Source organism: Pontibacter roseus DSM 17521 (assembly GCF_000373265.1).
GTDB classification, from domain to species: domain Bacteria; phylum Bacteroidota; class Bacteroidia; order Cytophagales; family Hymenobacteraceae; genus Pontibacter; species Pontibacter roseus.
Genome location: NZ_KB890766.1, coordinates 149,398 through 163,443, shown reverse-complemented (window position 1 = coordinate 163,443; position 14,046 = coordinate 149,398). Strand labels below are relative to the sequence as shown.

Below are 14,046 nucleotides of genomic sequence, written 5' to 3'. Positions count from 1 at the left end.
GCGGCCTACAGCCTATTTTTTACAGCAATCGTGTCATCGCCTTTACACACATTGCACGCTTTCAACTATTTAGCCTGCTGCGGCAAGGTATAGCGGAGGCCTAAAAATAACCGTCTCCCCTGCAGTGGCGCATAGTTGTACTCCGTGTCAAAGCTATACCCGTTTGGGTTATCCACCTCCACCTGCTTGTCAAATGGGTCAAAAGGTCGCATGAGCGGGTGCTCTGGCATAAAATTGAAGAGGTTCTTCACGCCGCCGTATACCTCCAGCCCTTCCTGCAGGACTTTGGTGAGCTGTAGGTTTTGCAGCGTGAACCAAGGCGATTTTTCCGGCCTGAAATCGTTTTCCTGCACGGGCAGGAACATAGGCCCTTTCACGCTGCCGGTGTAGTCCAGGCTCAAGCCCTTATTCCTGAACTGGTAGGAGGCGGTGAAGGTCCCCGAAAACCGGGGTGCGTGCAGTTGTGGCTCCCGTTCCTGCCGCCCTTCCTCGTCTGCCTGAACCTGGTACACATCCATTAGCGTGGCACCGGCCAGCAGCCGCAGCGGGAAAGTGAAAGCTAGCTCACCGTTCAATGCCACTCCCTTAGAAATGGCATGGCCGCTCAGGTTGTCATAGATTATGAGATTGTCATCCGTCAGAAAATCAGCCACTATCTTGTTGGTGAAGTAGGTATAGAAAGCCGATGCCTCCAGGTTCAGGAAGCCGCTGCTCAACGGCACGTAGCGTTGGTAGTTCAGGCTGGCGTTGTAAGATTGCTCCGGCTTCAGCTCGTTCTGAATCACCACCTCACGGGCTCCAGTCAGGGCGGCATGGTCCTCGGTGAAGAGGTTTACTACCCGATAGCCGTTGCCCAGGCTTAGCCGAAAGGTGTTATCCGCGTTGGGCGACCACTTGGCGTTGAAGCGCGGCGAGAGAATTCCCCTGTGCTCCGAATTGTAGTCATAGCGCAACCCGGTGAGCAAGATGATTTTACCGGATGCCTTAAACTCGTGCTGGGCAAAGGCTCCAGGAAGAGAGGTATGCACCGGCAGGTTCTCTTCTGACTGGCTTTGCTGCGTAGCCGGCGTATTGTCGTCGTACCAGGTATAGCGGTAGGCGGCCCCTAGCAGCAGCCTGTGCTTTGCCCCCACCTCCCTGTCCCACACTAGTTGTCCGAATCCCACGCGCTGCCGCCCTTTGTACAGCGTGGTGCCGTAGGCGGCGTTCTGGCTGTGGTCGTTGTAGGAGTAGCTGAGCAAGATGTTTTCGCGCAGGGGCAACTGATAGGCACCCAGTACCTCATAACGCCTGGTATAGACCGATTCCCCGTAGAGGCTGTCACCGCCCCGAAAGGCTGGCGTCCACTGCAGCTCGCCCCCAAACCGGTCTTCATAGTAATAGCGGGCTGCCAGGTTGGCTATCCTGTTGTGTTTCCGGGCAAGGCTCCACTTGTTGAAGAGCGATACCCGGTGCTGCAACGGCACATCCGTAAAATTGTCGTGGTTCACATCCCGGCTGTCGGTGAAGCGGAAGTAGTTGGCGCTGAGCAGGGAGCTCAACTTCTCCCACTGCCTGCTATACGCTACATCGGCGTTGAGTTCACGATGAGAGGTATAAAACACGTCTGCAGAGAAGCGGGGCGCAGTGGCCGGACTCTTAGTGATGATGTTGATGAGGCCCGCTACGGCCTCCGAGCCGTAGAGCGTCGAGGCTGGGCCCTTCACCACCTCCACCCGTTCCACCAGGCTATTGGGTATACCGCTCAGGCCATATACTGTGGAAAGGGCGCTCACAATCGGCATTCCGTCCAGCAGCACCATGGTATAGGCGCCTTCCATACCATTGATGTGGATGTCGCCGGTGCCGCATACATTGCAGTTGATTTGGGGCTGTACGCCATTCACCCGCTCCAGCGCTTCAAAGATAGCCGGCGTCGGGTTCTTCAGAAAGTACTTCGGGGTGTAGACCTCTACCGGAACCGGCGACTCCAGCAGGTAGGTTTCACGCATGGTGCCTGTTACTACCACCTCCCCCAGGCGAGCGTCTTGCTGCTGCAATTCCACTCTCAGCGCCGTTACCTCGCCCGCCCGCACCTCCACACGTTTTTCAGTCATCCTATACCCTACCGCAGACACCCTGATTTGGTAAGTGCCTTCCGGCACCTGCTGGAGCTCAAATCTGCCTGCTGCGTCGGCCGTCCCTCCCAAGGTGGTGCCGACAAGCCCGATACTCGCGTAGCCCGCTGGTGCTTGGCCGGCCATTACTTCTCCCTTTATAGCACCCGATTGGGCTACAAGGAGTTGGGGCAGGGAAAAGAGCAAAAAGAGGAGATACAGCTGTTTCATAGTCTTGTCGGGTATGCTGCTGTTAGTTACGAGACAAACTTAAATACAGTATTAGATATTTCGTAATTATTTTTTAGAATAGCCTAAATCAAACAACTTTTATATTATCCGGTTAAAAAGGGAGAGCAGGTAAGTATAAGAAAAATAGCCGCTTAGGAGATGGCATAAAAAAATGGAACAACAAATAAGGAGGTGTAGAAACCTTATGCATACCTACAAATGTTGCCTAATTCACTAGAGGTAACATGAGTATTTTTGGAGAATGGGGGCAATCTGCCTGAAAACAGGGCTTTTTGCTTGGACTATTTCGGGCATATGTTTACTTTTATACCTGTGAAACAAGTAGTTACGTTTCACTTATTACTTAGCCGAACTACCTTATATGAGCATTGAGATAAAGGGATTGTCAAAAGCGTATGGCAGAAAGCATGTGTTGCAGGCGCTTGATTTAACAATAGAGCAAGGGCAATGCTACTGCCTTTTAGGAAAAAACGGAGTTGGCAAGAGCACTTTTCTCAACAGCATCCTCGATTTGGTTAAGCCAGATGAAGGCACTATCAGCCTTTTCGGGAAGGACTACCTCACCAGCAGCCTGGACGTGAAGCAAGACCTGGGGGCGCTGTGCGAAGACAATCCACTCATAGAAGAGTTCACCGGTCTAGAGTATCTCCATTTCATCGCCAAGCTCTACAAGCTGCCACAGCAGGAGGCCGACCAGCGCATCAATAGTCTGACCAATTACTTCTTTACGGAACGGGAGTCGCTGCACAAGAACATTGCGGGTTACTCCACAGGTATGAAGAAGAAAGTGGGTATCGTGGCCGCCATCCTGCACAAGCCCCGCGTGCTTATCCTGGATGAGCCGTTCACTGGCCTTGACCCGATTGCAGCGCAACTGCTGGTTCAGCTCATCCGCAACTACAGTAACCCAAACCGGGTGGTGCTCATCTCTTCGCATGACCTCAACTACGTGGAGCGGGTGGCGACACACATTGGTGTGCTAAACGATGGCCAACTAATGTACAACGGCACGGTGCACCAGTTCACCATGAACGGCGAGAGCCTCATCGACCAAGCACTGTTCCAGCTCCTGCTGCCACACCACTCCGCTGCTGACGCCAACATAGACTGGATGTTGAATTAGTGAAGGGTTCTAAGTTATGGGTTAAAAGTTATTGCTCTAAGACTCATAACTCTCAACTCATAACTCTTAACTCATTTAAATGGATTTGATTTTATACTCGTGCAAGGCGAGGCTCAACAGTTATTTCAGGCAGAAAAAGGTACAGCGCGTACTGCTGCTGATGCTGGGCATCGTGCTTTCAGGATTTTACGCCTGGCTGTTCACTTTCCTGCTGCAGCAGTCGCAGGAAGGCAGCTTTGAATTCGGCATAGAGAAGATGCTCGGCTATACCAACCTGCTGTTGCTCGCTCTGACCATATTGCGGGGCTTCTTCCCCGCCTACATACCCAAGGCAGATTTCATCAACCGCATATACCCTGTCAAGCCGCTCAAGCGCTTCTGGACGGAACTGGTGGTGGAGTTGGTGTCGCCGTTCTATTTCGTGCTGCTCAACTTCCTGGTGCTGCTGTTCCTGATGTCGCCTGACTATACCTTCCTGCACCTGGTGCAAAGCTTTCTAGTGTTCCTGACCGCACACGTTACCCGGCGCACGCTGCAGCTGTTCATTGAGCGCAAAATCAACTGGCGCAGCAGCATGTTCGTGGGAGCAGTGGTGATGGCGGGTGCCTTTATAGCGCTGCAGGCGCGTGCGCCCATGTTTGAGCCAAGCTATACCTTTCTGATGCTGGTGGTGCACCTGGCCTCGCTTGGTTCCTTCCTCACCTCCAATTACTTTCTGGAGCAGGCGGCCCATGAGCCGAAGCGCCGCACGGTCAACTACAGCAGTGATGCCCGCCGCAGCCTAGGCTGGCGCCTCTTCAAGAACCACAAAATGGGAAAACAACTGCTGCTGTTCGGCCTCGGTTTCAAAGTGCTCATGCTCGGTATAGACGCCACCGTGTACATGGCCAAAGGCATACACATGCTGGACAAGAACATGTCGCTGTGGCTGTTTGTGGGTCCGTTGGTCATCTATACCTATGTGTTCAACAACGTGTGGGGCTTTTACAAGAGCCTCTGGCTGACGACGGAGCGCGCGACCGGGGATTACAAGGAGTTTCTAAAAGCGAGCCTCATGCCGCTCCGCATGCCCCTGCTGCTGGATGCCGCCATCGTGCTGCTGTATGTGGCGCTGTTCAACCACGAGCAGGCTACTTTCATTCTGCTCATGTACAGCGCTGCCGTACTCGTGCTGACGCCCATCGGCATCATCTCCTCTTTCACGAGCCCGAAGATGGTGAAGGGCGGCATCCTGAGCTTCAGCGCCAAGACCTCCTACCTGTATAGCTTCATCTCCATTTTCCTGTTAGGGCTGCTCTTCCTGCCCTTGCTTCACCCGCTACTGTACCTGGTGTACCCCGTGGTGATTGCCATGACGCTCTTCGCTATGGTAGCTGTGCTCAGGGAGTACAAGCAGTACAAATACAAGCTCTTCGAGACGCTGTACAAGACAGAGGCATAAGAACTCAAACACAAATCCCCGGTTGCGTCTACAGCCGGGGATTTGTGTTTAAGACGTATGGGCCACCAATCCTATTTGATACTTATAGTCAGACAGGGCACAAATGAATGTGCTGAACACGGTTGCTCTCTTAGAAAAATCTGCTTCGGTTGTCTGCCCATATTTTGGCATTTGCACCTATGCAGCTCAGTGACAAGGTTCACGAACAGCTACTCGTCCAGGTATACCTAGTAAACCTCCTGATTATGATTAAATTAAGAAAATCATCTTCTAACGTGCCGCTTAGGCAGGAAAATTCGTACAAGTTAGTATTTATACAAAATCAGCTGTGTATTTATACGGACTGAGGGGAGGATATCATGCAGTTTAACATAGATAAGTTTTTTGACAGGATACAGGAGCAAGGGCTTTCAAGACAGCAAGTAAGCTTAGAAGTAGATAGGGAAATTAAGGAGTCGGAAAGCCAGAAGGTGGTTTTCTTGGACCAGGCGTTTGAGAACCCCGAATATTACAAATTCATCTGCAGCCAGATTGATAGCTACATCGTCTGCCTGAAGGCACTTCGAAACAGGATTGCTCCACAAGAGCAGGAGTCCGAAGAAGTGGCACTTGATAATGACAATATAGTGGTTTACCACACCATGCGCCTCCTACTGCTAGTCCAGCAGTACGAATCTAAGAAACGGAGCGCCGCATCCAATAACCTATAGTGATGCAAACCGGCTAGCTTGGCCCTTTTACTACAAGCGTCGACTGAGAGCAGTATTAGCCTTGATTGAAAAGTGATAAGCCCAATGTTCTGCATGCCATACTTTCTTTGCCGACAGCGTGAATATTCGTCTACTTACAGATATAGGGATTAGGAAGGTATACATGATAAAACAACAGAGCCGCCTGCATCAGTGATGCAGGCGGCTCTGTTGTTTTTGTGATCCCGCTGGGATTCGAACCCAGGACCCATACATTAAAAGTGTATTGCTCTACCAGCTGAGCTACAGAATCAGTAAATTTCCCCGTGTTGGGAGTGCAAAATTAGGAGTTTTTCCGACGTGCGCAAACTCTCGCTCCCTTTAAACCACGATTAGTGGTTCCTGTGTAAAACGCTGCGAACCGATTTTGGTTTGAATTTTCTGAGCAACAGCATATTAGCAACAGGTATAGATTAGCACAAATCACCTGAATAAAATGTCAGAAAATAAGGTACAGCTCCCTCGGGCAGGTATAGCTATGCGGGGAGCAGCTCGCTCAAATCAAACACGTCCACTTCCACTTTTGCCTGCACTTCGAGGTTCAGGAACATTCTGTTGGGTCTGGGTGTGATATCCTGCACACGCACCTCCTCTACCATTCCGGTAAGCTTCAGGCCTTTCAGCTCCAGCCCGTTCTCAAGAGAGCCGTTTGCCTTTTTCAGCTCCCCCGCCACAAGCTGCCCCAGGTTGACTCTGGCCTTCTGGATGATTTGGCTGTAAGCCACTTTGTTCACCAGCACCTCCAAGGCAGAATTGAAAAAGCGGCTCGATGTCTGCGACTCCATCCGGAACTGCTGGACGTATACCTCTTGCGCTGCGTTGTCATAACCGAGCGTCGCCAGCACATACAGGTCCACGTTGTCTCGTTTCAGGAGAGTGCGCAGGATGCGTATCCTGACCTTCATAAAAATATCGCCGGCACCCGTACTGCTCCCCGCAAGCCCTACATCCAGAATCTGGGCGTAGGGTGCCGGCTCCATACCTTCAGTGGGTTTGGGAATGTACTCCCCCACCAGTTCCTTTTTGAGGATGTTTTCCAGCACAGGATAGGAGATGGAGACCGGCACCTGAATCTTGACGAAGTTTTCCATAGAGCGACGTTAGGTAAGCATGGCCATATACAGCAGAAACCGCCCAAAGGGTTTGCTTTGCCATGAGTGGAAACAAAAAAAGCCTCGAACGTATGTTCNAGGNNTTTAGAAGTGATCCCGCTGGGATTCGAACCCAGGACCCATACATTAAAAGTGTATTGCTCTACCAGCTGAGCTACAGAATCTTTTTACTAACTTGCAAACACAAGGGCGTTACCCTCAATTGCGATGCAAAAGTAATAGCAATCTGTTTAAATGCAAAATCTTTGTTTCAAAATATCTGGTTTTTTGCTTCTTTTTTTGGCCTTGAACACTGAACCGGTTTACAGTCAGACAGATACTAAAAGCCTTTCCAGAGCAGATTCCCTTTTCGACAGCCAGGAGTACGTGGAGGCCTTTACGCTCTACGATTCGCTGCTGCAACACCAGCAGGTATACACCCCCCAGATGCTGCTCAAGATGGCCTACATCAAGGAGGGCCTCCGCGACTATACCGGTGCCATGTACTACCTGCACCTGTTCTACAAGAAACAACCCAGCCGCTCTGTCCTGAAGAAAATGGAAGAGCTAGGCCAGGCGCATCGGCTGAGCGGGTATGAGTACAACGACCTGCAGTTCTTCAAAACACAGTTCAGCAAATACTACATGCGCATATTGGAGCTGTTGCTGCTGGCCGCGGTGGTCACGGTCACAGTTATGTTTGTGAGTTGGCGAAAGGGGCACAGATTCTCCAATACCTTCAAAGTAGGATTCGTGCTATACCTGTTCTTCATCCTGTACTACATCAACTTCCTTGACTTGGGTGACGAAGGCATCATCCGCAACGACCAGGTAGCCATCATGTCGGCCCCTTCGGCGGGCGCCACCTGGCTGGCCACGGCCACACAGGGCCACAAAGTGCCCATCACCGGCCAACAAGACATCTGGTACGAAATAAAGTGGAAAGGCCAAACGGCCTATGTGCGCAAGCACAACCTGCTGGAACTGCCGTAGGCGACCTGTCACGACATGCGTATTGTGTAACACGAGTCACTTCGCGTGATTTTGCAGGTATAGCGAGCAACAAAAAAGGAAAGCTTAACGGCTTTCCTTTTTTGCTTGTGTCATGCTACTCAAATCTACTTCTTCAAGGGTGAGTCTTTTTCCTTCGCCATCACGTTGTAGACCAGCTTATCGGCTAAACTTGGGAAAAGTTTGTTCACCCAAACGGCCATCTTCCCCTGCGTCGTCATCACCAGGTCGCGTTTGCGTTTGATAGTGGCTTGCAGGATGCGGTCGGCTACTTCCTCGGCGCTCATCATCTTCTGCTCATCGCGCGGGGTCTCCCCTTGCTGTTGACCGTCGGCGGCTAACGCCGTGTTACGTATGTTGGAGGCCGTGAAGCCCGGGCAGGCGATGAGCACATGCACACCGGAGTGCAGCAGTTCCGTGCGCAGTGTCTCCAGAAAACCGTGCATGGCGAACTTGGAAGCCGAGTAGCCAGTGCGGGCCGGCAGTCCGCGGTAACCGGCGATGGAGGAGATACCGATGATAGACCCTTTGGTGGCTTGGATGTGTGGCAACGCGAACTTGGTGCTGTACACCGTGCCCCAGAAGTTAACGTCCATCACCTTGCGCAGCACATCCAAATCCAGGTCCTGGAACAAGGCGCGCATAGAGATACCAGCATTGTTGATGAGCACATCCAGCCTGCCATACCTGGCTACCGTCTCAGCTACCATACGCTCGCAATGCGCCTCTACGCTCACGTCGGCGTTGATAGCCAGGTTGTCTATACCTGCCGCTGCCAGTTCTTGTGCCGTCTGATCCAGGTTCTGCTGGTTACGACCCGAGAAAGCCACTTTCGCCCCTGCTCTGCCGAACGAGAAAGCCAGCGCCTTGCCTATACCTGATGTGCCGCCTGTGATGAGCACTACTTTGTTCTTCATCTGTGTCATGTCCGTATCGCGACCCGCTTTTGTTTGAAGCGGCCGTTGCAAAACTACACTTTCTGCATTAAAAGTCGGACATGAATGCGCTGCGCCGCCGTACTATTCCTATACCTCATAATTTGCGTACCTTTGCAGCCATAAAGCAGAAACAACATGAGCAACTATACCCCTTTGAGCGAACTGGGCGAGTTTGGCCTGATTAAGCTCATCAAAGATAAAGTGGAGCTGCGCCAGGAGTCCACCATCAAAGGCATTGGCGATGATGCGGCCGTCCTGGAGCCCGGCGAAAAACAGATTGTGGTGTCCAGCGACATGCTGCTGGAGGGCGTGCACTTCGACCTGACCTTCTGTCCGCTGAAGCACCTGGGCTACAAGGCCGTGGCCGTGAACGTGTCTGACATCGCGGCCATGTTCGCCAAGCCCACGCAAATCACGGTGAACATCGCCCTGGGCGCGAAGTATACTGTGGAGGCCGTGGAGGAACTGTATGAAGGTATACGCCTCGCCTGCGAGAACTACAACGTGGACCTGGTAGGCGGCGACACGACCTCTTCCCGCACCGGGCTGGTCATCAGCATCACGGCCATCGGGGAAGTAGCCAAGGGAGAGGCCGTGCTACGCAACGGGGCTAAAGAGAATGACCTGATTTGCGTGACAGGTGATTTGGGCGCGGCATACCTGGGGCTTCAGATTCTGGAGCGCGAGAAGCAGGCGTTTATGGCTGACCCGGAGATGCAGCCGGACCTGGAGGACAAGCAATACATCATCGGCCGCCAGCTGCGCCCCGAGGCACGTATGGACGTGATACACGACATGAAGGAGCGCGGCATCAAGCCTACCGCCATGATTGACGTGTCAGACGGACTGGCTTCGGAACTGTTCCACATCTGTGCCCAGTCAGGTGTGGGGGCCACCATCTACAAAGACAACCTGCCCGCCGACGAGCAGATGCTGGAGACGGCTATGGAGTTCAATCTGGACCCCATCACCTGCATCCTCAACGGCGGCGAAGATTACGAGTTGCTGTTCACCGTGCCCCTATCGGACTACGACAAAGTGAAGAACCACCCGGATATCAGCATCATCGGAAAAATAACCGACAAGAGCGAGGGCATCAACTTGGCTAACAAACACGGGCAATCATTCCCGCTGCAGGCCCAGGGCTGGAAGCATTTTTAATTTCTCTGTTAAAGACAAAGGAATCATACCTTGAAAACGAAAAGAGAAGCCATGCCAGCTTCTCTTTTCGTTTAAATCAAATTGGTTTCTAGGCTTTTGTCCTTTGTCAGATAGTTTTTTATCAAAAAATTCAGTCCTCTGGGTAGGGGATAAATACGAAGTTGGTGAAGCTCTCGCCATCTACCACGAAGAGGCAACAGAACTCATCCGGGTCTTTGTAGGCCGCTTTGAAGTCCTCTACCTTCTCCTCATCCACCAGGCGGTGTTTGATGAAGTCTTCCATGTACGAGGCATAAATATGCCATTCCAGCGCCAGTTCTTCCTTGGCCAGGAACAGCGACCCCACCGGAACTTCGGTGCGGGAGAAAACAAAAATTGGATACTTGGAAATGTCGCGCTTGCGCACCTGGTACGATGCCTCGCGCAGCGTCTCAGCTACCACCACAAAGTCTTTGGAGATGGTGCCGAGGTATTTGCCGTTCAATTCCGGGTCGTTTTGCATGTGCTTCTATTTAGCCGTTAACAGAACAATATTTTCGACATGGTGCGTCTGCGGGAACATGTCTACAGGGCGCACACGGGTAACATCGTACTTCTCAGATAGCAGCTCCAAATCACGGGCCTGCGTGGCCGGGTTGCAGCTCACGTACACGATGCGGTTTGGGTGCACCTGCAGCAGCTTGGCCACCACCTTCTCATCCATACCGGCGCGTGGCGGGTCAGTGATGACCACATCCGGCCGCCCGTGGCGGGCAATCAGTTCATCTGACAGAATGTCCTTCATGTCGCCAGCGTAGAAGGTAGTATTGGTGATGCCGTTTATCTGCGAGTTGATCTTGGCATCTTCAATGGCGCTCGGCACATACTCGATTCCGATTACCTCGCGGCACTGATGCGCCACAAAGTTGGCGATGGTGCCGGCACCGGTATACAGGTCGTACACGAGCTCGTTTCCTGTCAAGCCTGCAAATTCGCGGGTCAGTTTGTAAAGCTCGTAGGCTTGGTCAGCGTTAGTCTGGTAAAAGGACTTCGGCCCCACGCGGAAGCGGATGCCTTCCATCTCCTCGTGTATGTACGGCAATCCTTTGTAGCACACCACCTCCAGGTCGTGGAAAGTCTCGTTGCCTTTGCCGTTCACCACGTACTGCAGCGAGGTGATATCCGGGAACTGAGCCGCCAGGTGCTCCAGTAAACCGGTGAGGGCCTCCTGGTCTTCGTGGTATACCTGCACAACCACCATCAGTTCGCCCGTATTCGCGGTCCGGACGATGAGGTTGCGCAGCCAGCCGGTCATGCGGAGCTTGTCAAAGAACACCAGGTTGTTTGCCCTGGCATAGTCCCGCACCGCCAGCCGGATGCTGTTGGATGGCTCCGGTTGCAGGTAGCAGTTCTGGATGTCAAGTATCTTGTCGAAGCGGCCCGGCATGTGGAAGCCCAGCGCCCGTCGTTCATGCTCCTCCCCTGACTTCACCTGCTCGTTGGTGAGCCAGCCGTAGTTGGAGAAGGTGAACTCTAATTTGTTGCGGTAAAACTTATCTTTGGCAGAACCCAGAATCGGCTCAAAGGCCGGAAGAGCCACCTTGCCGATGCGCTCCAGGTTGTCCTGCACCTGTTTCTGCTTGTAGTACAGCTGTGTGTCGTAACCAATGTGCTGCCACTTGCAACCGCCGCATGTCCCGAAATGCTCACAGAAAGGCTGCACCCGCAGCTCGGAGTAGGCATGGAACCGAACGGCCTCCGCCTCCATAAAGCTTTTCTTTTTGCGGGTGATACGCAGGTCCACGACGTCGCCAGGAGCCACGCCGCCCACGAATACCACCATGTTGTCGTGGCGCGCCAGGCATTTGCCCTCCGCCACCATCTCCTCTATCCTTACGTTTTCGAGTATCTCGAATTGAATCTTCTTCTTAGTCTTTCTCACGATGCTGCAAAATTAGCTAAAAATCGGGAGATGTGGGAAAGTGGCCACTTCTATACCTGGAGATTAACCCAGCCTTCCTCTCCCAAGAAGTGATTCTGGGAACGATTGACATCCCCCTGCCCCCTTCGAAGGAGGACCTCTCAAACTAGCAGTTATTTCTTATTATCTGTCATTCCGACGAAAGGAGGAAACTTTTACCATGGCAACCGCCGGTGTGAGCGCAGCGGGAACCGATAGTGATACATGAGAGTCGGTCTGAATCTGGCGCTTTCCTCTGTTTCCTTCCTAAGCCGCATCTGCGCTGGCGCTGGATGTGCTGCCCGGAAGGTATGAGATTCCTCCTTTCGTCGGAATGACAGCAGAGACAAGAATTCCCCCTCGCTGGATGTTCAGGGGGTAGGGTCTCTGGCAGAAGCAAGAAAAAAGCCGCTCCCTTGGCGGGAGCGGCTTTCTATATCTAAAAAAAATCAAATCATCAATAAGGTCTGGCTTCGTGTGACCTGCTTTGCGCGTCTTCCACGCCTTCCTCGCCGGTCACATTGCCCATAGGGCCATCCATACCTTTGGCCATCTTCTGAATCTCCTGCGTGACCTGATGTATGCGCTCGCGTACAAGCCTACCATAGTCTTCGTCAGCCTGAGTGAAATGCTCCAGCATTTTCTCCTGAATACGCGGGTCGCACTTGGCCAGGTCATTGCCCAGGTTGTTAATCAGCTCTTCTCGCTCCCAGTCCTCAAAGTTGCGGAACGTCTCACCGGCCTGCTTGAACGGGTTGGCTCGCTCAATCGGCTGCCGTACCAGGTTGGCCTCGTAGCGTGGTGTGTATTCCTTGGTAGGTTTCGGCGCTTCGCTCAGACCTCCCAGTATAGATGGCTCGTAGTTCACGTGGATGTTCTGCCCTTCTGCAAAGTCGGTGTCAAAGGCCATCTGACCGCCGCGCTGGTTGGTGGCCACGTGCACTTTCGGTGCGTTAATAGGCAGTTGCAGGTAGTTGGCGCCTACGCGGTAACGCTGCGTGTCGGAGTAGGAGAACGTACGACCCTGGAGCATCTTGTCATCCGAGAAATCAAGCCCGTCCACCAGCACACCCGTACCGAAAGCCGACAGCTCCACCTCGTTGAAATAGTCCACGGGGTTACGGTTCAAGGTCATCTTCCCTACCGGGTGCCACGGAATCTGGTCCTTTGGCCAAAGCTTGGTATCGTCCAGCGGGTCGAAGTCGAGTTCCGGGTGGTCATCATCACTGAGTATCTGCACGTTCAGCTCCCACTCCGGAAAATCGCCACGCTCAATGGCCTCATATAAGTCTTGAGTGGCGTGGTTGAAGTTCTTACCTTGTACCTCCTGCGCCTCTTTCTGGGTCAGGTTACGGATACCCTGCAACGGTTCCCAATGGTACTTCACCAGCACGGCCTCCCCATCGGCATTCACCCATTTGTAGGTGTTCACACCAGAGCCCTGCATCTGGCGGTAGTTGGCCGGTATACCCCAAGGCGAGTACAGGAAGGTCACCATGTGCGTTGCCTCAGGAGTGCCTGAGAAGAAGTCGAAAATGCGCTCGGCGCTCTGGATATTGGTCACCGGGTCGGGCTTCTGCGAGTGTATCAGGTCCGGAAACTTCATGGCATCCCGAATGAAGAAAATCTTCAGGTTATTGCCCACCAGGTCCCAGTTCCCTTCTTCGGTGTAGAACTTCACAGCGAAGCCACGCGGGTCACGAAGAGTCTCCGGAGAGTGCGTGCCGTGGCCCACCGTGGAGAAACGCACGAAAGTGGGTGTCTCCTTGCCTTTCTGAAACACTTTGGCACGCGTAAACTTCTCAATCGGGTCGTTGCCCACCATGCCATAGGACACAAACACGCCATGTGCGCCCGCGCCTCTGGCGTGCACCACGCGCTCCGGCACACGCTCTCGGTCGAAATGCGATATCTTTTCAATGAAGTGGTAGTTCTCCATGGTGGCTGGCCCACGGCTGCCTACCGTTCTGATGTTCTGGTTATCGGTGACAGGATGCCCCTGCCGGGTAGTAAGGGTGTTGCCTTGGCTGGCGTTTCTGGATTTCTGTGCTTTGGCGTATTTAGACTTGTCTTGTCCGTTGCCTTTCGTGCTTCCGTTTTTTTTCATGGCCTGCTGCTTTTGATAGATTTTCAGATATTATTTAACGATGCTAATACCAAAGGGGTTGTTAGTTGCTTCTCCTGACACCCAGGCTATACCTAAAGCTAACCAACTAATTGCCCGAATGTTCCTCCCGACGATACG

Annotated in this window: 11 protein-coding genes and 2 tRNA genes; 5 read left to right on the top strand and 8 right to left on the bottom strand. The window is 52.8% G+C overall.

The window, feature by feature from the left end; genetic code table 11:
* Positions 1-65: 65 nt before the first annotated feature.
* Positions 66-2,327, bottom strand: coding sequence for a TonB-dependent receptor (locus B051_RS0115020; protein WP_026236432.1), 2,262 nt, complete (start codon positions 2,325-2,327; stop codon positions 66-68).
* Between the two features lie 382 nt (positions 2,328-2,709).
* Here B051_RS0115020 and B051_RS0115015 point away from each other — a divergent pair, with 382 nt between their 5' ends.
* From B051_RS0115015 to B051_RS0115000, 3 genes are all read left to right on the top strand, one after another.
* Positions 2,710-3,471 carry an ABC transporter ATP-binding protein gene (locus B051_RS0115015; protein ID WP_018479036.1) on the top strand — a complete coding sequence of 254 codons (762 nt, stop codon included), beginning with the start codon at positions 2,710-2,712 and terminating at the stop codon, positions 3,469-3,471.
* 79 nt (positions 3,472-3,550) lie between these two features.
* Positions 3,551-4,912 carry a hypothetical protein gene (locus B051_RS0115010; protein ID WP_018479035.1) on the top strand — a complete coding sequence of 454 codons (1,362 nt, stop codon included), beginning with the start codon at positions 3,551-3,553 and terminating at the stop codon, positions 4,910-4,912.
* 359 nt (positions 4,913-5,271) lie between these two features.
* Positions 5,272-5,622, top strand: coding sequence for a hypothetical protein (locus B051_RS0115000; RefSeq protein WP_018479033.1), 351 nt, complete (start codon positions 5,272-5,274; stop codon positions 5,620-5,622).
* Positions 5,623-5,841: 219 nt separating this feature from the next.
* On the opposite strand, the gene B051_RS0114995 is transcribed toward B051_RS0115000, so the two are convergent.
* From B051_RS0114995 to B051_RS0114985, 3 genes are all read right to left on the bottom strand, one after another.
* A tRNA-Lys gene (locus B051_RS0114995) sits at positions 5,842-5,914 on the bottom strand.
* 223 nt (positions 5,915-6,137) lie between these two features.
* Positions 6,138-6,752, bottom strand: coding sequence for a DUF4403 family protein (locus B051_RS0114990; protein WP_018479032.1), 615 nt, complete (start codon positions 6,750-6,752; stop codon positions 6,138-6,140).
* 112 nt (positions 6,753-6,864) lie between these two features.
* Positions 6,865-6,937, bottom strand: a tRNA-Lys gene (locus B051_RS0114985).
* 121 nt (positions 6,938-7,058) lie between these two features.
* Between B051_RS0114985 and B051_RS0114980 the strand changes: the two genes are divergently transcribed.
* Positions 7,059-7,745 (top strand): SH3 domain-containing protein, encoded by a 687-nt coding sequence (locus B051_RS0114980; RefSeq protein ID WP_245539639.1) that lies wholly within the window; start codon positions 7,059-7,061, stop codon positions 7,743-7,745.
* Between the two features lie 125 nt (positions 7,746-7,870).
* On the opposite strand, the gene B051_RS0114975 is transcribed toward B051_RS0114980, so the two are convergent.
* A complete protein-coding gene (locus B051_RS0114975; RefSeq protein ID WP_026236431.1) occupies positions 7,871-8,680 on the bottom strand; it encodes an SDR family oxidoreductase in 810 nt (269 codons plus the stop codon).
* Between the two features lie 156 nt (positions 8,681-8,836).
* On the opposite strand from B051_RS0114975, the gene thiL reads away from it, so the two are divergent.
* Positions 8,837-9,862 carry a thiamine-phosphate kinase gene (gene thiL / locus B051_RS0114970; RefSeq protein ID WP_018479029.1) on the top strand — a complete coding sequence of 342 codons (1,026 nt, stop codon included), beginning with the start codon at positions 8,837-8,839 and terminating at the stop codon, positions 9,860-9,862.
* 130 nt (positions 9,863-9,992) lie between these two features.
* Here thiL and B051_RS0114965 read toward each other — a convergent pair whose 3' ends face one another.
* From B051_RS0114965 to B051_RS0114955, 3 genes are all read right to left on the bottom strand, one after another.
* Positions 9,993-10,364 (bottom strand): hypothetical protein, encoded by a 372-nt coding sequence (locus tag B051_RS0114965; RefSeq protein ID WP_018479028.1) that lies wholly within the window; start codon positions 10,362-10,364, stop codon positions 9,993-9,995.
* A gap of 6 nt (positions 10,365-10,370) precedes the next feature.
* Entirely contained in the window at positions 10,371-11,783 is a 1,413-nt protein-coding gene (rlmD, locus tag B051_RS0114960) for a 23S rRNA (uracil(1939)-C(5))-methyltransferase RlmD (protein WP_018479027.1), read from the bottom strand.
* Positions 11,784-12,258: 475 nt separating this feature from the next.
* Positions 12,259-13,908, bottom strand: coding sequence for a catalase (locus tag B051_RS0114955; RefSeq protein WP_018479026.1), 1,650 nt, complete (start codon positions 13,906-13,908; stop codon positions 12,259-12,261).
* Between the last annotated feature and the right edge of the window lie 138 nt (positions 13,909-14,046).